This is a genomic window from Nocardia sp. IFM 10818 (assembly GCF_054655275.1).
The window spans coordinates 3,816,503-3,838,753 of record NZ_BAAHJH010000001.1 but is presented as its reverse complement, the minus strand read 5'-3'; the positions used below and the strand labels follow the sequence as shown (position 1 = coordinate 3,838,753).

Below are 22,251 nucleotides of genomic sequence, written 5' to 3'. Positions count from 1 at the left end.
CCTCAGAGTGCGCTGCGACGGGCCAGGACCCGGGTCCCCGGACCGGCAGCCGCGCCGGGCCCGGGCAGAGCCGTCACCTTCGCGGCGTGCACCCGCTCCCCGCACTCCGAGCAGCAGACCTGCGGCGTGAACGCCTTGCCGCAGTCCTGATGCACCAGCTGCACCGGCGGTCCGCCGGGCGGGGTCGCCCACTTGTCGCCCCACGCCATGAGCGCCATCAGAACCGGTACGAGTTCGAGACCGGCTGCGGTCAAATGGTATTCGTACCGCGGCGGTCGCTCCCGGTAGGCACGACGCTCGACGATGCCGTCGGCGACGAGGCCCTCGAACCGGCGCGTGAGCAGGTTGCGGGAGATCCCGAGATTCTCGGCGATGTCGTCGAATCGGTGCAGCCCAAGGTAGATATCCCGCACGATCAGCGGCGTCCACCACTCACCCACGAGTTCCAGCGACTGCCCGATCGAGCAGTGCATCTCCGCGAAGCTGGTCCGTTGCATGCCCACAGTCTAGAGGGTTGATTCATTGAACTCACCCGGCGTAGCGTTGTCCGCATAGTTCAATGAAAGGACTAACCAATGCCGTTCGTAGAGTTGTTCGTCCCCAAGGGTTCCCTCGACCAGGAGCACCGCGAGAAGATCGGCAGCCGCCTGGTATCGGAAGTGATGCTCGCCGAAGGCGCTCCCGACACCGAAATGGCCCGCTCCATCTCCTGGCTGGTGGTCAACGAGATCGACGCCTGGTTCATCGGCGGCCGCCGGCTCCCCGCCGGAGAAAAGCCGAAATACGTAGTCCGAGTGGGCGTCCCCGCCGGCACCATGAACGACGACAAACGCCGCGACATCGTCGAACGAGTAACCCGCGTCCTCGCCGACGCCGACGACGACCCGGCCCGCTTCACCGAAACCGCCTCCGCCTGGGTCCACATCAACGAAGTCCCCGAAGGCAATTGGGGTGCCCGCGGCCAAATCGTCCGCACCGAGGACATTGTCGCCCTCGTAGCAGCGGGCTAACCGGCGGTCGGCAGGACCAAGCCGAGGTCGCCGTCGTAGCGGCGGTAGAGGAGGCGGCCTCGGCTGTCCGCGGGGTCGGTGTAGAAGAGGAAAGGGAGACCGTAACCGCAGAGGCGCAGGGCGGCTTCGGATTCGGTGAGGGTGCGGGTGGGATGGGGGTTCATGGTGAGTTGCAGGGCCGAGGCGTCGCGGGGCGGCTTGGTGCGGCGCTGCCGGGCCATCCGGACACCCAAGGGGCCGGCCCAATACACGATCGCGTCCTCGCCGGTTTCCGTATCGGTGAACAGATGCGCCTCATAATCCATGGCGTCCATGGCCGCGACGGCCGCGACCACGCCACAGGTGCGCAGAGCGGCGGACTTGCGGCGGACGATGGGACGGTCGGCGGTCACGTACGCCAGGGGTGCGCGGTTGGGATCCGGGGACCAGCGGGGCGCGGAGCGGCCTGTCAGGCGGTCCAATTGGCGGTCCAGGCGCTCGGCGGCGAAGGTGAGGGCGAAGCCGCCGGGGCCGTCGGCCTGCGTGCGGACGGGGGTGCGCCCGAAACGCAGGGTCACCTGTGTCACGGTGCGGCCGTCGGTGGAGCCGCCGCTCAGGCGGACGCGGGCCGGGCCGTCGAGATGATGGCGGTGCATGACCTGGCCGATCATCCGGCGGGCTCGCATCACCTGCATGGCGGTCACGTCACCACGGCCGGCGACCTCCACGTATTGTTCCGTCGCCATCCTCGCCTCGCCTGTACCCACGGGACGAAAGCCTCCGATCCTGTTCATCGTGCACCGATTACGACCAGACCCATGCCACCATCAGGGTGGGCCGTGAGACAGGGCCGAAAGTCCTCAGAGGTCACCGATGCCGGGCGGAAGCCGCGCCGCGAGGCGCGGCGGTGTCACAATCTTGGCGTGAATCCGATGCGTCGCCTCGGCCGTGTGGTGGTCGCGTTCGTGCTGGTGGTGCTGGCGGGAACGGTCGGCTATACGCTGCTCGGGTTCGGGGCGCTGGATGCGCTCTATCAGACGGTGACGACGATTTCGACGGTCGGATTCCGCGAGGTGCATCCGCTCACACCGGTGGGGCAGGTGTTCACCATGGCGCTGATCCTGATCGGCGCGGGGACCGTGCTCTATATGTTCGGGGTGCTGCTGGAAGTGCTCATCGACGAACATCTACGCGACCACTTGGAGCGGAGACGAATGAACCGGGAAATCGACCGGATGCGCGGGCACATCATCGTCTGCGGCTGGGGCAGAGTGGGTTGCTCGACCGCGCAGTATCTGCGGGGCCTCGGCAAGCAGATCGTGGTCGTCGACCGCGATCCGGAACGGTTGCAGGGCATCGAATATCCGCACATCCTGGGTGATGTCACCGATGACAGCGTGCTCGAGGCGGCCGGTATCGCCCACGCCCACGCACTCATCGCGGCGCTCGACAGTGATGCCGACAACGTCTACGTGACGCTGTCGAGCCGGGCCATGCGCGACGATCTGGTGATCATCGCGCGGGCCCGCACCGAAAGCTCGAAATCCAAACTGCGGCGCGCCGGCGCGAATCGAGCGGTCAACCCCCAGCTGATCGGCGGCCGCCGGATGGCGGCATTCGCATTGCAGCCCAATGTGGCCGAGTTCCTCGACGTCGTCATGCACGATGACGCGCTCGAATACCGCATCGAGGAAATCTCGCTCGACGCGCACTCGCCGCTGATCGGCCACACCCTCCTCGATACCGATCTGCGGCGCACCACCGGCGCACTCCTGCTCGCCCTGCGCACCGCCAACGGCCGGTTCATCGCCAACCCCACCGACGACATCCACCTCCACGCCGACACCATCCTCATCGTCCTCGGCACGCCCACCCAGCTCGACGCCGTCCGCGCCCAGGCCGCCAGGCCATCGACCTGATCGCCCCGCCACACGTGACCTTGTTCCCTGTACACCGTCGAATCCTGCTGGTGGACTGGGGAATACGAGTCATATCAGGTGAGGGAACAGATGAACGCGATGGCGGACGACGCGGCGAGCACCGTGCTGGCGTACTACCTCGCCGTGGTCGCCGTGGTATTCCTGGTGAACCTCTTGCCGGCGTTCGGCCCGCCCACCGCGCTGGTGCTGGTGCTGTTCCGGTTGAACTGGCATCTGGAACCGGTGGCGCTGGTCATCATCGGCGCCTGTGTTTCCGGCACCGGTCGCTATCTCCTCGCCACGGCGACCAATCGCCTCCGCAATCGCCTCGGCGACCACCGGAAGGCCGGGTTGCAAGCCGCCAAGGACTATCTCACCGGCCATCGTGGCCGATCGCTGGCCGGACTCGGATTGTTCCTGCTGTCACCGCTGCCGTCGGCGCAGATGTTCGAGGCGGCCGGGCTGCTGGGACTGCGCCTGCTTCCGCTCGCGGTCGCGCACGTGCTGGGGCGGCTGGTCAGCTACTCGCTCTATATCGGCGCGGCCGGGGTCGCCGAACGGAGTCTGGGCGACACGCTGTCGGCCTCGCTGACTTCGCCTTACGGCATCGCGGTTCAGATCGCGCTGCTCGCGGGCATTGTCCTGCTCGCTCGCATCGACTGGACCAGATACCTCGCGGGCGCGCCCGGCCGCTGACCATGCCCGGCACAGCCGGTCGCCGCGGATCGCTCCCGGCGCCGACGGGCCGCGCCCTAGCCGGTCGCTGCGATCTCGCGCAGGGTGGCGAGCCGGCTCGCGTATTCCTTGTCGTCGATCTCGCCGCGCGCGAACCGCTGGGCGAGAACTTCTTCCGCGCGGGGCGGTTCCGGGCGCGGCGGTTCCGGGCGGTCGCGGTCGGACACCGCGATGCGGATCATGACCGCGAACCCGGCGATCAGCAGAGCCCAGAACAGCAGCATTCCCAGACCCATGCCGAAGTAGCCCCAGCCGCTCATTCCGTGGTCGTACCAGAACATCACGACAGCACCTCTCTCGCAGTGCGGTTGAGCCCGCCGAACCGGTGCTCGGCGGTGCCTTGTCACTGTGCGTCCGGCGGCGGTCCGGCGGGCAGAGGCGATTGCCCTCACCTGCGGTTACCAACGGCCCGGTGGGACCATGGGCCCCGGAATGCGGGCGCTAAGGCCGTACCGCGGTCACCCGCCCGCCGAGCAGACTCGCCGATATGACTGGTACAGATACACATTCCGCGGCGAGCGTGCCGGATCACGCGACCCTGACGGAGGCCATCCGGGTCGCCGGACGCGCGCCCTCGATCCACAACACGCAACCCTGGCGCTGGGTGTTCGACGGCGACCGGCTGCACCTCTACGGCGATACCGACCGGCAGCTGTTCGCCACCGATCCGCACGGACGGGAATGGGTGATCAGTTGCGGTGTGATCCTGCACCACGCGCGCACGGTGTTCGCGGCGCGGGGCTGGCGCACCGAGACGGTGCGGCTGCCCGATCCGCAGCGGCCCGACCATCTGGCGACGCTCATCTTCCGGCCGTGGCCACAGCCGCCGGCGGAGGCCGCGACACTGGCGCGGGCCATCGCGGATCGCTATACCGACCGGCTGCCGCTGCGGGAACCACCGCGGTGGAACGATCTCGTGATCGACCTGCGCCGCGTGGTCGCGGCGCACGATCTGACGCTCGATGTACTCGTCGACAATGCCCGCACCCAACTGGCCGCCGCCTCGCGGCGAGCCACCGAGGCACGGCGATACGACTCCATGTATCAGGATGAATTGGATTGGTGGGCCGGACATCCGGATACTCCGGAGGGAGTCCCGCCCACGGCGCTGGCCTCCACGGCCGAGCAGGCGTACGTCGGCGTGGCACGCGCATTTCCGGTGGTGTCGCACTCCGCCCGGCGCGCTGATCTCCAGGATGAGGCGGGGCTGGTGGTGCTGGGATCGCCCAGCGGCGATACGGTGGCGCGCTGGCTGCACACCGGGGAGGCGCTGTCGGCGGTATTGCTGGAATGCACGGCGCGGGGGCTGGCGACGTGCACGCTGACCCATGTCACCGAGCTGCCCGCCGCCCGGCGGGCCGTCGCCGATCTGATTCCGCATCGCAACACACCGCAGGTGGTGATCCGCATTGGTGTCGCGCCCGACGGCGAACGGCCGCCGCGGACACCGCGACGGCCGCTGGCCGATATCCTCACCGTCGAGGCTTGAACCCGGGGGTTCAAGCCTTCCGGCGCGGACGCTGCTGATCGGCGAGGTACTCGCCGATCATGGACAGCGAGGCGCCGGATCGCGATACCCGGCCGGGCTCGGGAGTCGGCGTATCCGGCTGCGCGGCACGCGACTTCAATTTCGTCGCCACCGTGCCCGCCCACTTCTCGATATCCGGCCAGCTGCGCAGATCCGAGGCGGGCAGCACCCGCATCGGGGAGGCCGGGAGCCGGCGCAGCACGCGATGCCATCCGGTCAGCAGCGCCGGATCCCAGCGCCCGCCGAACATTCCGACGGCGATCGGATGCAGCCAGTCGTATCGCGTTGTGAGCGCTTCGATCTGCGCGCTGACCTCCGACATGGGCTGGCGCACATCGACTTGCCCGGTGGCGAACACGGCGACGTCACGATGACCCAGCGTCGTGCAGAAGCGCGTGAGGAAGCGGCGCGCCGGGCGGGGCCAGCGGCCGTAGTAGAACGGCGCGCCGAGGACGAAGCCGCGGTAGTCGTCGATCGCGTCCACGTCTTCCATTGCCCGGCAGTCGACTTCGAGCCCCGCCGCGCGCAGGGTGTCCGCCACCCGCTCGGCGACTTCGCGTGTCGAACCGTAACGGGTGGCGTAGGCGACCAGAATTCGGCCTTTCATGAAGAACTATCCTTTCGATGACTCGAAGACCGGGGCCTGCCCGGCGATGGCGCCACCGTCGACGACGAACTCCGACCCGGTGGAGTAGCTGCCCTCGGTGACCAGGAAGCGCACCAGGGCCGCGACCTCCTCGGGCTCACCGAACCGCGGCAGCGGCTGCCCGGCAGCAATGGCTTCCCCGAGACCGGCGGTCATGGGGGTGTGAATCGGGCCCGGATGCACCGAGCACACCCGGATATTCGCCGGGCCGAGCTCGAGCGCCGCTGTCTTGGTCAGCCCGCGCAGGCCCCACTTGCTGGCCACATAGGCGCCGATTCCGGCGTAGCCGACCATGCCCGCGATCGAGGAGATGTTCACGATGACGCCGCCGCCCGCACGCCGCAGCAACGGTGCGGCCAGATGCATGCCGAGCCAGGAGCCGTAGAGGTTCACATCCACGACATGCCGGAACAGGGCCGGGGATTCGGACTCCACGGTGCCGAAGTTCAGGATGCCGGCATTGTTCACCAGCACCGACAGCGGACCGAATTCGGATTCGGTCTCCTCGAGCACCCGCCGCCAGTCCTCCTCCGAGGTGACGTCGAGGCGGTGGAAGCGGGCCCGCGGGCCCAGCTCTCGCGCCAGCTCGGCGCCGTCGTGCTCGAGCAGGTCGGCGATGACCACGCCCATTCCCTGCTTGACCAGTTCGGTCACGATGGCGGCGCCGATGCCGCGCGCGCCGCCGGTCACAATCGCGCTGCTGCCTTCCAGAGCTGTCATGGTGATGCCTCCGCTCCCGATCGGAATCATGTGTCGACATCGAGCATTCCGCGCGCGGTGGGGTGGATGTGACGGCCGAAGGTCACCGATGCCGCAGTCCTGTGGCCCTGCTCGCGGACCCGGTGCGCGGCCGACGATCAGGTCATCGACCATCGGAAGGAATGCGATGAACAGGATGACGGCGGGTGCGGTCGGGGCGGTGTCGGCGGCGGCGGGGTTGGCGGCCGGATACCGGGTGCTGGCGCGCGAGAAGTGCTTGCACTGGGGCGCGAGCGCCGAGGAGGCGGCGCGGGCCATGCCCGGGGACGGGCTGCTGCCCGAGCCGGATGTGGTGACGACGCGCGCGGTCACGATTTCCGCTGCGCCGGAGGCGATCTGGCCGTGGCTGGTGCAGATCGGTCCGGGGCGCGGCGGGGCGTACACCTATGACTGGATCGAGAATCTCATGGGCCTCGACATGCACAGCGCCGATGAGATCCTGCCGCGATTCCAGGATTTGGCGGCCGGGGAGGTCATGAACCTCGGCGAGAAGGGGCCGCGAATGCGGGTCGCGGTGCTCGATCCCGGGCACGCACTGGTCTTCGTCTCCGAAGATCACCGCTGGGTGTGGGCGTTCGGGCTGTATCCGGCCGCCGAGGGCACGCGGCTGGTGAGCCGCAATCGGATCACCGTGCCCGGAAACGGACCGGTGCGGCGGCTGGCGTGGTCGCTGGCCATGGAGCCCGGCAGCCTGGTGATGGAACGCAAGATGCTGCTCGGCATCAAGGAGCGCGCCGAGCGGACGCCGCTGCCGCCTTCGTCCCTGCTGGTGACCAACGGCCCTGAACAGCGGTCGGAAAGCCCGTATGCGCCGGCCGTCGTGACGCGAACACTCGAGATATGACCGCTTCGAACGTTCCCCGACCCGACCATCGGACGATCCTCGCGGCACTGCGCCTGGCGTCCCGCGCGCCGTCGGTGCACAACACCCAGCCGTGGCGCTGGGTCCTCGACGGAGACGTCCTGCACCTGTACACCGATACCGATCGGCTGCTCACCGCGGCCGATCCGCGCGGCCGCCAAATGGTGATCAGCTGCGGCGCCATGCTGCACCATGTGCGCACCGCCTTCGGCGCATGGGGCTGGCACACCGACACCGTGCGCGTTCCCGAGCCCCTGCAACCCGGCCATCTCGCCGAAATCCGCTTCCGCCCCTGGGAGCATCCGCCGGCCGGTCTGGTGGCCCGCGCCGAGGCCATCGACCGCCGCCGCACCGACCGCCTGCCCATGTCCGAGCCGCCGGACTGGCCCGCCCTGCTCCCCCGGCTGCGCATGCTGGTCTCGCCCCATTACCTCGAACTCGACACCATCGACGACAACACCCGCGCCCGCCTGACCGCGGCCTCCGAACAAGCCGCCGCGCTGCGCCGCCACGACATGATGTACCAAGCCGAAATCGGCTGGTGGGCAGGACATTCCGGCATGCCCGAAGGAGTTCCCTCCGACGCCCTGGTCTCCGATGCGGAATTCGCCCGGGTCGGCGTGGGCCGCACCTTCCCGCACGCCCCGCACTCCGCGCGGCGCGCCGATATCATCGAAGACCACGCCCGCCTGGTGGTCCTCAGCTCCCCCGGCGATTCACTGCCCGAATGGCTCCGCACCGGCGAAGCCCTCTCGGCGGTGCTGCTGGAATGCACGGTCGCCGGCTTGGCGACCTGCGCCCTCACCCACATCACCGAATTGCCCACCGGCCGAACCCTGCTCACCAACCTCGTCCCCGAACACCGCACCCCTCAACTGGTGATCCGCATCGGCGCAGCCCCCGAATACGAACAAGCCACCCCGACCCCCCGCCGCCCCCTGACCGACATCTTCACCGTCAAACACCACTGACACGCCACCGAATACGCGATCGCGCCGACCTTCCGGTCGGCGCGGTCGCCGTCCTCGAAGCCGAAACCCCTTGGCTACCTGCGCTTCCGCCCTCTGTTCTCCGTGGCTTCGATCCCGGATTGCGGATTGGCCAACTTGGCCTTCTTCTCCGCTCGTTTCTCCTTCAGGGTCTTCCCCTGAGCATTGGACATCTTGCTACGCGGAGATTTGTCGGACAACTGGTACGCCCTTTGTTTGGAAGACCTCAACGGCCTCGTTGCCACGACACTACGCCACCCGCGCTCTCCTCCACCCTGGGATCGAAACAGGGGACCGCCCAGTACATACGACGAGGCGTCAGTGAGGGGCCGTGGATCCCGGATGATCCAGCGGTCCGTTTCCAGTGGTGGCAGTCGTGGTGGCGGGAAATGATGGCCGCGCGTTTCCCCGAGGTCGACCAGATGGCCGTGGATGTCCTGCCGGAATTGCTGGGGCAGTTCTGGGCCAAGGCGGGAAAACCTCACCTTCCGGGTCGTCGAGCACGGCCGGCTGGTCTCCGCGGACGCGGACTACTTCGACAGCGCTCTGCTTGCCGCCGTGCCGGCAGATCAGTGCGTTCGGCCCGGATCGGATAGCCACCGCCCGTTGATCTTCCGCTGCGTCGTGTCAGCCGGTTCGAATCGAGCGATCCGCGGCATTTGCGAATGTTGGATGATAGGCCGGTGACCGAGATCAGGGACGACCACGTGAAAGTCCACTTCGCCATGGACATCGATGAGAACGGCTGGCCGCCCGTCAGCGTCGAAAGCCTGTGGGCGGTAGACCTCGGTGACGGTACAGCGCGGTTGGACAACACGCCGTGGTTCGTCCGGGGGACCGCCAGCGGGGACATCGTCACGGTGGAGCCGGACGATGAGGGTGTTCTCTGGGCCGGTCAGACGGTCCAGCCGTCGCAGAACTGCACCATCCGGTTGATCGTGTTGAAAGACAATGGCTCGGTTGCCGCTCGGGAGAGCGTATTGAAGGCCTTCCACCACCTCGGTACGACAGGCGAAGGCATCGAGCGCTACCGGATGGTGGCCTTGGATGTACCGCCGGAGGCGGACCTGCCGAAGATCCGCAAGCTGTTGGAACACGGTGCAGAACAGGGGTGGTGGCACTGGGAGGAAGGGTGCGTCACCGCAGCTTGGGAAGCCACTGCTCGAGGGTGATGGCAGCCCCCAAGGGCACGCACACGAAATACGCGGGGCCCTCGTACCCGCCGTGTCCGTCGCTGATCAGTACGACGCGGTGACCGGGAAACAGGTCCAGGTAACCACCGTCGGCGCGTAGGGACATCGCCAACTCCTGTCGCCTCGGGTTATCGACTTTTACGCCCGATCCGATCACAACGCGGCCGACTGACCCCGGTCCCGTTGATCTCCCGTGGGCGGGCCCTGGCCGCTTCGGGCAGCCCGCAGGCAGTACCGGATGCTCGACGCGCGGAACGTCCGGCGGCAAGCGCAGGACTCGCTGACTCCCAGAGGGTTTCAGTCGTCGGTCAGAAGCTGTGATTCGGCTTCGAGTGGAAGCTGTCCCGCACCGGGCGGACAGATCGGCTCCTGGCGAGTTCCGAACAAGTAGTCGCGGAAAGCTCGTAGGTACTCGTCCAACTCCCACTGATCAGCGAATCTGATTCCGGTCGGGTCGAACCACTCCTCCGGCGTCGGGCGCCACGCGATCATGAAGTCGAGGGCTTCGCACAGCATCTTCCCATAGGTCGTATCCCTGGCCAGGGCGTCGCGCAGTGCCGAAGCGCTGAGCCGCATCCCGCGCGCGTACCGGGCACGGTGCATGTCGACCAGCGGCCACAGCAGACCGTCGATATGCGGAATCTCGTCCCACCATGCGGTGCTCGCGCCCATGCTCTCGCTGACTCGCGCTCGGCGCAGTGGTTCTGTGACCGGTGCCGGGTGGTCCGGCGGTGCGCCTCTGCGGTCGATGTCGTGGATTGGTCCGGTTGTGAGGTTTCGGGGTGGGTACCACACGCCTCGCCACACCGGGACTCCCAGTCCGCGAGGATTCACGGGGAGGGGCTCGGCCAGGGAGATGTCGGCGACGATTCGACGCACGGGCGGCAATGGTCCGTCGGTGATCAGATCCGCCGCCATCGCCAAGCAGTCCCGCACGTCGAATCCGGTCACACCGATGGCTTTTCCGAACCATGGGGGCGAGCACTCCCGCACGTCGAATTCGATCCAGAACCGGCGCACCATCGGCATACGCGCGCTCCTCCTCGAGCGTTTACCGCCGCGCGTGCGGTCGATGGTGGATGGCGTCGCGCTCGCGGTGCGGTCCACCGGACTATCACCCGCACGATACCAACGCCTGTTCGGCAACCGCCACTCGGTAATCGGCAATAGAGGGTGTTCTGGCTCGTGTCGGCTCCAGTCATTGACTCGCAGCGGCCACACATGATGCAGTCACGAAAGCTCGCGAAGATGTCGACAGCAGATGCCGGCCAACTGAAGTGGAGAGGCCATGGGCGACAAGCAGAAGACCCCCGACTGGGTCGCCGAAAGCGGCGCATGGGTGCTGGAAAACGGACACCGCACCCTGTTGAAGCTGACCGGCGGTCGCTGGCCGCACCGGCTCGGCTCGATGCAGGCGCTGGAGCTGCACACCATCGGGCGCAAGACCGGTCGGCGGCGCTCCACGTTGTTGAGCTCGCCCCTTTTCACTCCGGAGCGGATCGTGCTGGTCGCCTCGCTCGGCGGCGCTTCGCACCACCCCGCCTGGTACCTGAATCTCGTTGCCCATCCCACTGTCGAGATCACCGTGCGCGGTGAGACCAAGCCGTACATCGCGCGCACCGCGTCCACACAGGAGAAGGCCGAGCTCTGGCCCGAGATCACCCGCGGCTTCGCCAACCCGTACGACGGATATCAGCGCAGCACCGCACGGGATATCCCGGTGGTTATCTGCGAACCGGCCTGACAGCGACCCGCTCACGCCTCGATGGCCGATTCGGACCGCTCGGTACGCGCCATGTGCGTGCGTTCCGAACCGGCTCGCCACGAGGATGGTCTTGCACCGCTCGGCCTGCGAAACATGCCGCGGATCATGCACTACATGTCCGCGCGGGCGAGGGCCTCGGCTTCCATCGCGGCGATGAAGGCGGTGACGTCGGATCCGTAGATGCCCCAGCTGTTCACACCGCCGAGCTCGACGAGGCGAAGCACGCCGTCGGGGCCGACGCCGACATCGACGGTGACCATGGTGCAGCCGTGAGCGAGCAGTCGCCCCGCCGCGGTTTCCGCGAAGCCGCGAACGTGATCGGGGACGGGGAGATACGGCTCGATCGGATACGAACTTCCGCAGACGAAGCGGCCGTCGCGGCAGAAGCAGCGGTACTCGTACTCGAAGGACACGACCTCGGACACGACAACCAGCTCGTCTCGGTACCGGCCGTAGGTCTCGAGCCAGTGCCCCAGCTCCGTGATGGCATGCACGCCTGCGGGAAACAGCTTGTAGTTCGTGTCACTGCGGAGGAAGACCTGCTCACTGTCGAACATTCGCGCCAGCGGTAGACCGGGAACCGCCGAGAACGGCACGAAGACCGCGGTGCGTCCCAGCAGCTCGTACACGTGCCGGTAGTAGAACGAGCAGCGCAGCAGCGTGTAGTCATCGAAGACCGCTTCCCCGAGCCGCGGCACGCGACGGAGACTTCTCATCGTGGGCATGGTCCCGTACCCGACGACCGGGCGACCGTCTCGGACAACGGGCCAGCGTCCGGTCATCGCATCCCGCGATTGAACAATCAGCGCATCGTCGAGCGCAGCCGCGACGAGAGCGGAGCCGGGGAATTCCTCATCGAGATCGATGAGCCATTGCGGTCGCATGATGCGATGCTAACCACGCCGAGCCCAGCAATCAGGTTGAGGCAGTCAGTGATTCGGGACGACGACCACGCTGGGCAGTCCGGGGGCGTGGGCTGAGGGGTGGTTCACCGGCCTTTTCCGGTGCTGTGTGATCGAATCCATACTGCTGGAACAACTCCGAACGAGGAAATTGTCATGGTCGGGGCGGTGGGGTGAGGCGGACGGTGAACGAGGGTTTGCCGGATACGCGGACTTGCTGGATGTGTGTCGGGGTGAATCCGGTGTGGATCGCGGTGGCGAGTTCTCTGGTGTCGGGGATCAGGACGATGGCTGAGCCTTCGGTTTGAGCACTCGGCGTAGTTCGGTCCACAGGGGTTTCAGGCCGGTGGTGAGGAGGCCTTGTGGCGAAACTTACATGATGAAGGTTCTTCTCCCACAGGACGGTTCGGGACGACACCACGTCGTCCCGCCTCGTCGGCAACGGGAATCCTCGCTGCGCCGACGGAACCGTCAGCGCAGGTGGAAGAACATCATGTCCGCATCATATCAGCGCGATTCGCCGACCCGGACCGGGCGCGCGGGCGACGTGGGCGGTCGGCCGCTGATCGCTGTCGGAGCCGTATTCGCTTGTGCCTTTTCAGGTCTGCCAATACCAGTCGGTGATCTCCGGTGGGTCCTCGCCGAAGCGGCGGGAATGGGTGTGGGCGTGGTCGAGGCGGGACAGGAGCTGCTCGCGGAGGGAATCCAGACGGGAAGACAGGGCGGGGACTTCCTCGAGTGCCGCCAGGGCCAGGTGGTAGCGGTCGATGCCGTTCATGACGCACATGTCGAACGGGGTTGTGGTGGTGCCGTTGTCGGTGAAGCCGTGGACGTGCAGGACGTCGTGGCCGGGACGGCGGTAGGCGATGCGGTGAATGAGCCACGGGTAGCCGTGGAAAGCGAAAACTACCGGGGCGCCGGTGAATATGCGGGTGTATTCGGAGTCGGGGATGCCGTGCGGGTGCCGGTCGGGCGGGAAGAGGCGGGCCAGGTCGACCACATTCACCACGCGTACCGCCACCTCGGGGGCGAGTTCGCGCAATAAGGCTGCGGCGGCGAGGGTTTCCTGGGTGGGGACGTCGCCGGCACAGGCCAGGACCACGTCGGCGGGGCGGTCGGTGTCCGAGCTCGCCCAGTCCCAGACGCCGAGGCCACGCTCGCAGTGGATGCGGGCTTGTTCGTCGTCGAGGTATTGCAGGGCCGGTTGTTTGCCCGCTACGACGACGTTCACATAGCCGCGGCTGCGCAGGCAGTGGTCGAAGACGTGCAGCAGGCAGTTGGCGTCCGGGGGGAGATAGACGCGGCTGACCTCGGGGCGTTTGCCCAGGACGTGGTCGATGAAGCCGGGGTCCTGGTGGGAGGCGCCATTGTGATCCTGGCGCCACACGTGCGAGGTGATGAGGTAGTTGAGGCTGGGAATCGGTTCACGCCAGGGGAATTCGGCGGCCATGTGCAGCCATTTGGCGTGCTGGACCACCATCGAGTCGACAATGTGGGCGAACGCCTCGTAGGTGGAGAACACGCCGTGGCGGCCGGTGAGCAGATAGCCCTCGAGCCAGCCCTGGCACAAGTGTTCGGAGAGCACTTCGAAGACGCGGCCGTCCGGAGCCAGCCGGTCGTCACCGGCGCGGCGCGCGATGCGCCAGCGGCGGCCGGTCACTTCCAGGACCGCGTCGAGGCGATTGGAGGTGTGCTCGTCCGGGGAGAAGAACAGCAGATTGCGCGGATTCGCGACCAGGGCGTCGCGCAGGTATTCGCCGAGCACACGGGTCGATTCGGCCAATTCCGTTGCGGGGCTCTCGAATCCGACGGCATAGTCGGAGGGCCGGGGCAGGCGCAGGTCCACACTGGTGTGGCCGTGCGCGGCGGGGTCGGCGCTCATGCGCAGATGTTCGGGGTGCAGGCTCGCGATCCGGTCCCCGGGCGCGCCGTCGGCGTCGAACAGCTCCTCGGGACGATAGGAACGCAGCCACTGTTCCAGTTGCGCAAGGTGTTCCGGATCTTCCCGGACACCCGAAAGCGGCACTTGGTGGGCGCGGAAAGTGTCCTCGACCGGAATGTCGTCGACCACCTTGGGTCCCGTCCAACCCTTCGGGGTGACGAGCACGATCATGGGCCGACACGGATCCCGCGGCCCGGCACCGAGACTGGCGTCCTCGCGAATCTGCCGGATCCGCTCGAGCGCGTCGTCGAGGGCGGCGGCATAGCGTTCGTGGACCTTCGCCGGGTCACTGCCCTCGACGTAGATCGGCTCCCAGCCATGGCTGCTGAGCAGCGCGTCCAGATCACTGCGCAGCATGCGCGACAACAGGGTCGGATTGGCGATCTTGTAGCCGTTGAGGTGCAGAATCGGCAGCACGGTGCCATCGGTGATGCGGTCCAGGAACAATGGCGCATGCCAGCTGGTGGCGAGGGCCCCGGTTTCGGCCTCGCCGTCGCCGATCATGCACGCCACCACCAGATCCGGATTGTCCAGCGCCGCACCGGTGGCATGGGCCAGTGAATACCCCAGCTCACCGCCCTCGTGAATGGACCCCGGCAGATGCGGCGATGCGTGGCTGGGCACGCCGCCGGGAAAAGAGAACTGCCGGAACAACTCTCGCATGCCGTCCAGATCCTGCGCGGCCTCGGGATGCCGTAGCGAATAGGTGCCCTCCAGCCAGGTGGCCGCATTGAGCGCGGCCGCGCCGTGACCGGGACCGAGCACGAACAGCATGCGCTGACCGGTGCGCATGATCGCCCGGTTGAGATGGGCGTAGGTCAGCGTCACCCCGGGCACGGTCCCCCAGTGCCCGATCAGGCGGGGTTTGATGTGCTCGGGCCGCAGCGGCTCGCGCAGCAGCGGATTGTCCATGAGGTAGATCTGCCCGACCGCCAGATAGTTCGCGGCCCGCCACCAGGCATCGAGATCGGCCAGTTCGCCGCCGATCTCGGTGCCGGCGCCGGTCATGGTTCGCGTCATGGGAGGACTCCTCGCTTCAGCGTGCGGAATGGACGACCATCACCGGGCACTGCGCATGCTGTACCAGGTTGTGCGCGGTCGAACCGAGCAGCATGCCGAGGAAACCACCGCGGCCTCGGTTGCCGACCACCACCAATTGCGCGGACTTCGACCATTCTCGCAGGTGGGCGGCCGGGCCGGAGAAATACACCCGCCGGTTCACCTCGACCTCCGGGTACTTCTCCTGATAGCCGGCCAGCCGTTCGTTGAGGATGATCTCCTCGACCGCCTCGAGCTCGGTCAGCGACAGCAGGGCGTCGTCACCGGCGAATTTGCCGAAACTCCAGTCGCTCCAGACGTGCACGGCCACCAGATTCGTGCGCCGCTCGGACGCCTCGGCGAAGGCCGCGGCAATGGCCGCCTCGCTGACCGGGCTGCCGTCGACGCCGACGACGACCGGGCCGGAGTCGCGAACCGCATTGTCGGCGTCCGGATCCGGGCGCACCACGATCACCGTGCCCTTCGCATGCGCGGTCACCGCGAGCAGCGTGGAGCCGAGATGCGCCAGCGTGCCGAGGTCACCGGTCGCGCCCAGCACCACCGCATTGGCCGTGGCGCTGTGCTCGAGCAGCAGGCTGGTGCCGCTGTCGGCGGACAGGTGCACGGAGACGCGCACCCCCGGCTCCAGTTCGTGGGCCGTCCGCTCGGCATGCAGGACAAGCGCCTTGCCGTGCGCGCGCATGGTGTCGACCACGCGGGGAATGACGACCTCGTAAGTGCCCAGCACCTTGCTGACGCCGACCAGATCGAGTCCGTGCAGGATCTGCAATTCCCGCCCGTGCCGCGCCGCGTAGCGCGCCGCCCAGTGCAGGGCGAGCTCGGCTCCCGGCGTCCCGTCCACGCCCACTACCACGGCCGCGGAGGCCAATCGATGCGGATCGTCATAGTCCTGCTGTGTCATCGCGACCTCCGTGTGCGGTTCCGGACGCCCGGTCGGGCCCCTACCTCACGGTAGGAATGCCGCCGGGCCCGCGACTGCGGCCGATCGTCACCGGCCGCAGGGCCGAAAGACCGCCGGGTCCGCGATGAAATCCGAGGTGAGCCGGTTATCGTCCGCATCCGGTTCGGGCCGGTAATGGCCCTTGGTCCTGCCGCGGTCGGGCAGATCGACTCTCACCGGCGGCACCCCGCGGAAGCAGGCTGTCGACCATGAAATCGCACGCGTCCGCGAATTCGCTCGGGATCCCGGCGGTAATGCTCGGCGTCCTCATGGTCATCGCGGTACCCGCCGCGCTCACGCGGCTGGCCGGCTGGGCCGACCTGTACGGCGCGGTGCTGGTCTATCTCGCCTTCTTCGAATACATCGCGGTGGCGGCGGGTCTGGTGCGCTGGGGCGTCGGTCAGCTCCGGTCGTGACCCTCCGGCGACACCGGATGCTTGGGCGGTAGCGGCAGCCGCATGGTCCATCCGGCCGGCAGCGCCTCGGTGCAATCCCGGCAATGGATTTCGACCGGCGCCGCATTGCCGGGATCGGCGCGAACCTCGACCTCCTCGGCGTGGATGCGCACGGTGAGGCGATGCCCGCGATAGGTGATCGGGAAAGTCAGCTCGCCCAGCGCGGCGGGCCAGGCGGGGTCGATGATCAGGCGGTCCGCGCGAATCTCCAGGCCGGAGAAGCAGCGCTGCACCAGATCGACGCTGCCCGCCATGGCGCCCAGATGGATGCCCTCCTCGGTGGTGCCACCTTGGATGTCGGCGATATCGGAGTCGAGGACGCGGTGGAAGAACTCCATCGCCTGCGGACGGTTGGCGCGGGCCAGCACCCACGCGTGCACGAGGGCGCTGAGAGTGGAGCCGTGCGAGGTGCGGGCCAGGTAGTACTCGATGGTGCGCGGGATCATCGCGCCGGGCAGCTCGTACCCGAGTCGTCCCAGCACTTCCCGTAATTCGTCGGCCGAGAGCAGATAGAACAGCATGAGCACATCGGCCTGTTTGCCGGCGCGGTAGCGGTTGATGTCGTCGCCCTCGGACTCGAGGATGCGGTCCAGGCGCGCGATATCGTCGTAACGCTGCCGGTAGTGCTCCCAATCCAGTTCCGCCAGTTGATCATAGCCATCGAACTGGCTGATCACGCCGTCATGGAACGGGACGTACATACGGCGGCCGACGACCTCCCAGTGCGCGGGCTCGCTGGGCGAAACCCCCAGCGACTCCAGCAGTTCCGCGCGAGCGCGCGGGGCGATCCGGTCCAGTGCCTCCAGGGCGCGCTCGATCACCCACACCGCCATGACATTGGTGTAGGCATTGTCGTTCACCCCGTCCCCCGGCGCGTGCGGGTAGCCGGAGTGGAATTCGTCGGGTCCGATGACGCCGCGCAGGTGGTAGCGATCCTGGCGCGGATCGTATTCGGCCAGGCTCGCCCAGAACCGGGCGATCTCCACCAGCAGTTCGGCCCCGCACTCGGTGAGGAATTCGATGTCCTCGGTGGCCTGGAAGTACTGCCAGACGTTGTAGGCGATGGCGCTGCCGATGTGATGCGCCCGCTGGCTCGGATCCGGATGCCAGTGTCCCGACAGCGGATTCAGATGCAGGCGCTGGCTCTCCTCACGCCCGTCACTGCCGGACTGCCACGGGAACAAGGCCCCCTTCAACCCCGCCGCGGCCGCCGCGCGACGCGCCTCGGGCAGGCGGCGATGCCGGTAGCGCAGCAGCGCGCGAGTCAAGGCCGGGAAGCGCGGATTGAGCACCGGGAAGACGAACAGCTCGTCCCAGAAGACGTGCCCGCGATACGCCTCGCCGTGCAGGCCGCGCGCGGGAACACCGACATCGAGGTCGGTGGTGTGGGGTGAGAGGGTCTGCGCGAGATGCAGCAGATGCAACCGCAGCACCCGCACCGGGCGGTCCGCCCCGTCGAGATCGATGCGCAGCCGGTCCCACAGATGCTCCCAGGCCGCGGTGTGCGCGGCCAGCAGCCCGGCGAAATCCGGAGCGGTCTCCAGCCAGCGCGCCGCCTGCTCATCGGGTGCCGAGACGGCGTGATCGCGTCCGGTGACCACGGTGACGATCTTCTCCAGGGTGATGGTCTCCCCCGTGCTCATCTCGACCGTCCGGTCCTGGCCGATCAACCCGTCGTGTTCGACGAGTTCGGCGGCACTCGCGACCGGTGCGCCGCCGCGGTGCAGTGTGCTGCGCGCCGCGGTCGCCACGGTGACCCGCGACTGGGTGGTGCGCATGGTCAGCAGCACCGATTCGGCCGACAGCGCGGCGGCCCGCACCAGCTCGAGATGCGCATCGGCCAGACTGCGATAGCGGGCGACCCCCGCATTGCGCACCCCGCCATCAATGGCCGAGCGCATCACCATGGTCCCGGACCAGTTCTCGGCGGTGACCGACATCTCCAGCGCGCACAGGTGCGGACTGTGCATGGCGGCGAAGCGCCGCTGGCTCACCTGGGTGATCCGCCCCGACGCGTCCCGGAATCGCAAGCGCCGCACCAGCACTGCCCGGCGCAGATCCAATTGCTGCCGGTAGGACAGGATTTCGACGGCATCGATGTCGAACCAGTCGCCGTCGCCGATGCGGAAGGTCACCGGCAGCCAGTTCGGCAGGTTCACCATGCTCTCGTTGTCCACGGTGCGCCCGGCGATCTCGTCGTAGAGCCGGTTGTACACCCCGGCCACGTAGGTGCCCGGATAGTGCCGGTCGCCCGCGCGTGACTCCGGAGCGGCGCCGCGGGTGGCGAGGTAGCCGTTGCCGACGGTGCACAGCGCTTCGCGCAGGCGTTCCCGGTCCGGATCGTAGCCGTCGTAGGTGAGCATCCAGGAATCCGAAGCGGCGGTGTCGTTCTCGGCCCGCAGCAGCCCGGACAGCCGGTCCAGGAAGTCACGCACCCTGGCGGGCCCGGCCAGGGAGAATCGCGCAGAGGTGCGCCGGCCGTCGTCCTCGTCGTGGCGCACCACGATGCCGAGGCCATCGGATTCCACGGCGTCGAAGGCGTCCTCGTCGGTGAGATCGTCGCCGATGTAGATGGGCAGCACCGGCACGGTGAGGTGGTCCAGGATCCAGCGCAGCGCAGTGCCCTTGTCCCAGTCCAGATTCGGGCGCAACTCGACCACCTTGCGACCGCCGGTCATGCGCAGACCCGAGTGCCGGGCGAGTTCGTGCACGATCGACACGACCTCCTCCACCTGCGCCTCGGCGACCTGCCGGTAGTGCACGGCGACGGCGAATCGCTTGTGCTCCACCCGGATACCCGCGACCGCGGACAATCGGTCCTGCAGTTCGCCCGCCGCTTTCGCCAGGGCCTCTTCGGCGGCGGGGGCCGCCTCGTGCAGGTGCTCGGTGCCGTCGGGCGCGAGCAATTCGAAGCCGTGACAGCCCGCGTACCAGATGCCCTCCACACCGATGTGCTCGCGCAGGTCGGCGAGTTCGCGGCCGCTGATAATGGCGACCGGGCACTGGGCGGCAAGCTTGGTCAGCGCATCGGCGGCCCCGTCCACCAGGGCGGCGGCGTGCGGTTCGGGCACGATATCGGCGAGGGTGCCGTCGAAATCCAGCAGGACCGCGGGATTTCTGGCGTCGAGCAGATCGCCGATCCGCGACCAGCATTCCGTCGCGTCCGGCAACCGCGCCACCCGGCGGAAGCCGCTGCGCAGCCGCACGTCGGCCAGATCGTCCACCACGGCATCGGCGCCGCGGTCGCGCAGCCGAGCGCCGTCACCGTCCCGCGCCACGCCGATGACCAGGCCGAATCCGCCCGCCCGCCCGGCCGTCACGCCCGCTTCGGTGTCCTCGACGACCACGGTGCGCCCCGGATCGGCGCCCATGCGGCGAGCGGCGTCGAGCAGCAGCGCCGCCTCGGGTTCGCCCACCGGCGCCGGCAGGTCGCCGATATCGGCGCCGGTCAGGAGTTCGGCGGCCGCATGCCCCGCGGAGTGGACCGCGGTAGCCAGATCCGCGGCCTGCACCTCCCGGATGAGCGCGATCGTCGACTCGGCGGTGGCCGCGCCATCCATCTCGAAGATCACCGCGTCGTAGCGGCGTGAATCGATCAGCGGGCCCGCCGTTTTGCTGTCTCGCACGATTTCCAGCCTGGGACGATCAGGCATGAGCAGGCAAGTGCCGCAGGTCCTCGACCCCATCGCCATGGGTCAGCTGCGCCGAGGGATGTCGAACTCGGGTCCAAGCCCGGCGTAGCAGGGACCAAGGACCCCTCCCACACGGGATTCCGCCGCTTAGCGTGAGCATATGAGCCAGATACCCGGCGTGGAGACGATCAAAACGGCCGTGCGGCTCGCGGGGCGCGCGCCCTCGCTGCACAACAGCCAGCCGTGGCGCTGGGTGTTCGACGGCGCCGTGCTGCAGCTGTATTCCGTTCCGGCGCGAATGCTTTCGTCCACCGACAGCTCCGGCAGGCAGCTGCTGCTGAGCTGCGGCATCGCGCTGGGGCATCTGCGGGCCGCGCTGGCGGCGGCCGGCTGGTGCGCGACGGTGGCGTACTTCCCCAATCCCACCCGCCACGATCACCTGGCCACGGTCGTCTTCGAGCCCGCCCCCATTGTCACCGAGGCCGACCGGGATCGGGCCGCGGCCATCGAGCGCCGCCACACCGACCGGCTGCCGTTCCTCCCGCCCGCGGGCTGGGCCGACTTCGAGATCGTCATGCGCACACTCATTCCGCGCGACGACGCCGTGCTGACCTCGCTGCCCGACCAGGCCCGGTCCGACCTGGCGCGAGCCTCCCGGCTCACCGCCGCCATCCGCCGCTACGATCACGCGTACCAGGCCGAATTACGTTGGTGGACAGGGCATTCCTTCGCCACCACGGGCGTGCCGCCGAGCGCTCTGGTCTCCGCGGCGGAGCGCGAGCGCGTCGATGTCGGCCGCACGCTGCCCACCGTCCCCGATCTGTCCCGGCGGACCGCGGTGACCGCCGACCAGTCGGTCGTGCTGGTCCTGTCCACGACCGGCGATACGGGCGAGGAGCTGGTGCACTGCGGGGAGGCCCTGTCCACGCTGCTGCTGGAGTGCACGGTCGCCGGGTACGCCACCTGCACGCTCACCCACGTGATCGAACTGCCGGACAGCCGCGCCATTGTTCGCAGGCTCACCGGCCTCCCGCAGCGACCGCAGGCCCTGGTCCGGGTGGGGATGATTCCCGACGACGACACGCCGGCCTGGCCTACTCCGCGCCTGCCGCTGGGCCAGATTCTCGAGATCGTGACCGCGGCGCCCGGCCGCTAGCAAATCCCCGGCTCGACCCGGGGGAGTTCGACCGCCGCAGGTAGGGACTTTCGGCCATGCCTGCCGTGCCGCACCGCGCGATATGTTGGACGTCACAACCACTTGTCACGAGATCGGATGCGGCCATGATCAAGGTTTTTCTAGTCGACGATCACGAGATCGTCCGCCGGGGTCTCGTCGACCTGCTCGAAGGCGATCCCGAACTCTCCGTGGTGGGCGAAGCCTCGGATGTGGCCCAGGCGCTCGCCCGCATTCCCGCGCTGCGCCCCGATGTCGCCGTCCTCGACGTGCGGCTGCCCGACGGCAATGGCATCGAACTGTGCCGCGAGCTGCTCTCCCGCCTCGACGACCTGCGCTGCCTGATCCTCACCTCGTTCACCGACGAACAGGCCATGATGGACGCCATACTGGCCGGCGCCAGCGGCTACGTCGTCAAGGACATCAAGGGCATGGAACTGGCCAAGGCCATCAAGGAAGTCGGCTCCGGGCGCTCCCTGCTCGACAATCGCGCCGCCGCCGCGCTCATGGAGCGGCTGCGCCGCAGCACCCAGCCCGACGGCCCCCTCGCCGGGCTCACCGAACAGGAGCGCAAACTCCTCGACCTGCTCGGCGACGGCCTGACCAACCGGCAGATCGCCGAACGCATGTTCCTGGCGGAGAAGACCGTCAAGAACTACGTTTCCCGGCTGCTGGCCAAGCTCGGCATGGAGCGACGCACCCAGGCCGCCGTGCTGGCGTCGAAACTGCGTACGACACAGCATTCTTCGGAGTAGCGGGCGC

22 protein-coding genes are annotated in these 22,251 nt (G+C 68.1%); 11 read left to right on the top strand and 11 right to left on the bottom strand.

The window, feature by feature from the left end; translation table 11 throughout:
- Window positions 1-2: 2 nt before the first annotated feature.
- The gene (locus tag ACYQ5L_RS17500) at window positions 3-497 is read right to left on the bottom strand and encodes a winged helix-turn-helix transcriptional regulator (RefSeq protein ID WP_459958754.1); all 495 of its coding nucleotides are present in this window, start codon (window positions 495-497) and stop codon (window positions 3-5) included.
- 78 nt (window positions 498-575) lie between these two features.
- On the opposite strand from ACYQ5L_RS17500, the gene ACYQ5L_RS17495 reads away from it, so the two are divergent.
- Entirely contained in the window at window positions 576-1,010 is a 435-nt protein-coding gene (locus ACYQ5L_RS17495; protein WP_459958753.1) for a tautomerase family protein, read from the top strand.
- Here ACYQ5L_RS17495 and ACYQ5L_RS17490 read toward each other — a convergent pair.
- Window positions 1,007-1,735 (bottom strand): sigma 54 modulation/S30EA ribosomal C-terminal domain-containing protein, encoded by a 729-nt coding sequence (locus tag ACYQ5L_RS17490; protein ID WP_459958752.1) that lies wholly within the window; start codon window positions 1,733-1,735, stop codon window positions 1,007-1,009. The two genes, ACYQ5L_RS17495 and ACYQ5L_RS17490, sit on opposite strands and share 4 nt — an antisense overlap.
- Before the next feature lie 186 nt (window positions 1,736-1,921).
- Here ACYQ5L_RS17490 and ACYQ5L_RS17485 point away from each other — a divergent pair, with 186 nt between their 5' ends.
- Both ACYQ5L_RS17485 and ACYQ5L_RS17480 read left to right on the top strand, forming a co-directional pair.
- Window positions 1,922-2,908 (top strand): potassium channel family protein, encoded by a 987-nt coding sequence (locus ACYQ5L_RS17485; protein WP_459963455.1) that lies wholly within the window; start codon window positions 1,922-1,924, stop codon window positions 2,906-2,908.
- A gap of 90 nt (window positions 2,909-2,998) precedes the next feature.
- Window positions 2,999-3,604, top strand: a complete 606-nt coding sequence (locus ACYQ5L_RS17480) for a hypothetical protein (RefSeq protein WP_459958751.1) — start codon at window positions 2,999-3,001, stop codon at window positions 3,602-3,604.
- A 56-nt stretch (window positions 3,605-3,660) separates the two neighbouring features.
- Here the strand turns inward: ACYQ5L_RS17480 and ACYQ5L_RS17475 are convergent, their stop codons facing one another.
- Entirely contained in the window at window positions 3,661-3,924 is a 264-nt protein-coding gene (locus ACYQ5L_RS17475; protein WP_459963454.1) for an SHOCT domain-containing protein, read from the bottom strand.
- Window positions 3,925-4,130: 206 nt separating this feature from the next.
- Here ACYQ5L_RS17475 and ACYQ5L_RS17470 point away from each other — a divergent pair, with 206 nt between their 5' ends.
- Entirely contained in the window at window positions 4,131-5,132 is a 1,002-nt protein-coding gene (locus tag ACYQ5L_RS17470; protein WP_459958750.1) for an Acg family FMN-binding oxidoreductase, read from the top strand.
- A gap of 10 nt (window positions 5,133-5,142) precedes the next feature.
- Here the strand turns inward: ACYQ5L_RS17470 and ACYQ5L_RS17465 are convergent, their stop codons facing one another.
- Both ACYQ5L_RS17465 and ACYQ5L_RS17460 read right to left on the bottom strand, forming a co-directional pair.
- Complete coding sequence (locus ACYQ5L_RS17465) at window positions 5,143-5,778, bottom strand: flavodoxin domain-containing protein (RefSeq protein WP_459958749.1); 636 nt, start codon at window positions 5,776-5,778, stop codon at window positions 5,143-5,145.
- Between the two features lie 6 nt (window positions 5,779-5,784).
- Complete coding sequence (locus tag ACYQ5L_RS17460; RefSeq protein WP_459958748.1) at window positions 5,785-6,537, bottom strand: SDR family NAD(P)-dependent oxidoreductase; 753 nt, start codon at window positions 6,535-6,537, stop codon at window positions 5,785-5,787.
- A gap of 166 nt (window positions 6,538-6,703) precedes the next feature.
- On the opposite strand from ACYQ5L_RS17460, the gene ACYQ5L_RS17455 reads away from it, so the two are divergent.
- The 3 genes from ACYQ5L_RS17455 (at window position 6,704) to ACYQ5L_RS17445 (ending at window position 9,599) form a co-directional block, all read left to right on the top strand.
- A complete protein-coding gene (locus ACYQ5L_RS17455; protein ID WP_459958747.1) occupies window positions 6,704-7,420 on the top strand; it encodes an SRPBCC family protein in 717 nt (238 codons plus the stop codon).
- A complete protein-coding gene (locus ACYQ5L_RS17450; protein WP_459958746.1) occupies window positions 7,417-8,409 on the top strand; it encodes an Acg family FMN-binding oxidoreductase in 993 nt (330 codons plus the stop codon). Before ACYQ5L_RS17455 ends, ACYQ5L_RS17450 begins: the two co-directional genes overlap by 4 nt.
- 701 nt (window positions 8,410-9,110) lie before the next feature.
- Window positions 9,111-9,599: a DUF4265 domain-containing protein gene (locus ACYQ5L_RS17445; RefSeq protein WP_459958745.1), complete on the top strand. Its 489-nt coding sequence runs from the start codon at window positions 9,111-9,113 to the stop codon at window positions 9,597-9,599.
- On the opposite strand, the gene ACYQ5L_RS17440 is transcribed toward ACYQ5L_RS17445, so the two are convergent.
- Both ACYQ5L_RS17440 and ACYQ5L_RS17435 read right to left on the bottom strand, forming a co-directional pair.
- Window positions 9,565-9,726 carry a hypothetical protein gene (locus ACYQ5L_RS17440; RefSeq protein WP_459958744.1) on the bottom strand — a complete coding sequence of 54 codons (162 nt, stop codon included), beginning with the start codon at window positions 9,724-9,726 and terminating at the stop codon, window positions 9,565-9,567. The genes ACYQ5L_RS17445 and ACYQ5L_RS17440 overlap by 35 nt on opposite strands.
- 191 nt (window positions 9,727-9,917) lie before the next feature.
- Window positions 9,918-10,649 carry a hypothetical protein gene (locus ACYQ5L_RS17435; protein ID WP_459958743.1) on the bottom strand — a complete coding sequence of 244 codons (732 nt, stop codon included), beginning with the start codon at window positions 10,647-10,649 and terminating at the stop codon, window positions 9,918-9,920.
- Between the two features lie 259 nt (window positions 10,650-10,908).
- Between ACYQ5L_RS17435 and ACYQ5L_RS17430 the strand changes: the two genes are divergently transcribed.
- The gene (locus tag ACYQ5L_RS17430) at window positions 10,909-11,364 is read left to right on the top strand and encodes a nitroreductase/quinone reductase family protein (protein ID WP_459958742.1); all 456 of its coding nucleotides are present in this window, start codon (window positions 10,909-10,911) and stop codon (window positions 11,362-11,364) included.
- A 131-nt stretch (window positions 11,365-11,495) separates the two neighbouring features.
- Here the strand turns inward: ACYQ5L_RS17430 and ACYQ5L_RS17425 are convergent, their stop codons facing one another.
- From ACYQ5L_RS17425 to ACYQ5L_RS17415, 3 genes are all read right to left on the bottom strand, one after another.
- Complete coding sequence (locus tag ACYQ5L_RS17425; protein ID WP_459958741.1) at window positions 11,496-12,101, bottom strand: ATP-grasp domain-containing protein; 606 nt, start codon at window positions 12,099-12,101, stop codon at window positions 11,496-11,498.
- A gap of 784 nt (window positions 12,102-12,885) precedes the next feature.
- A complete protein-coding gene (locus ACYQ5L_RS17420) occupies window positions 12,886-15,249 on the bottom strand; it encodes a phosphoketolase family protein (RefSeq protein ID WP_459958740.1) in 2,364 nt (787 codons plus the stop codon).
- A gap of 16 nt (window positions 15,250-15,265) precedes the next feature.
- Window positions 15,266-16,189: a universal stress protein gene (locus ACYQ5L_RS17415; RefSeq protein ID WP_459958739.1), complete on the bottom strand. Its 924-nt coding sequence runs from the start codon at window positions 16,187-16,189 to the stop codon at window positions 15,266-15,268.
- Window positions 16,190-16,437: 248 nt separating this feature from the next.
- Here ACYQ5L_RS17415 and ACYQ5L_RS17410 point away from each other — a divergent pair, with 248 nt between their 5' ends.
- Complete coding sequence (locus ACYQ5L_RS17410) at window positions 16,438-16,644, top strand: hypothetical protein (RefSeq protein ID WP_459958738.1); 207 nt, start codon at window positions 16,438-16,440, stop codon at window positions 16,642-16,644.
- Here ACYQ5L_RS17410 and otsB read toward each other — a convergent pair.
- Complete coding sequence (gene otsB / locus ACYQ5L_RS17405; RefSeq protein WP_459958737.1) at window positions 16,629-20,309, bottom strand: trehalose-phosphatase; 3,681 nt, start codon at window positions 20,307-20,309, stop codon at window positions 16,629-16,631. The genes ACYQ5L_RS17410 and otsB overlap by 16 nt on opposite strands.
- 166 nt (window positions 20,310-20,475) lie before the next feature.
- On the opposite strand from otsB, the gene ACYQ5L_RS17400 reads away from it, so the two are divergent.
- Together ACYQ5L_RS17400 and ACYQ5L_RS17395 are read left to right on the top strand one after the other, a co-directional pair.
- Complete coding sequence (locus ACYQ5L_RS17400; protein ID WP_459958736.1) at window positions 20,476-21,471, top strand: Acg family FMN-binding oxidoreductase; 996 nt, start codon at window positions 20,476-20,478, stop codon at window positions 21,469-21,471.
- 125 nt (window positions 21,472-21,596) lie between these two features.
- Complete coding sequence (locus ACYQ5L_RS17395) at window positions 21,597-22,244, top strand: response regulator transcription factor (protein ID WP_459958735.1); 648 nt, start codon at window positions 21,597-21,599, stop codon at window positions 22,242-22,244.
- Window positions 22,245-22,251 lie beyond the last annotated feature (7 nt).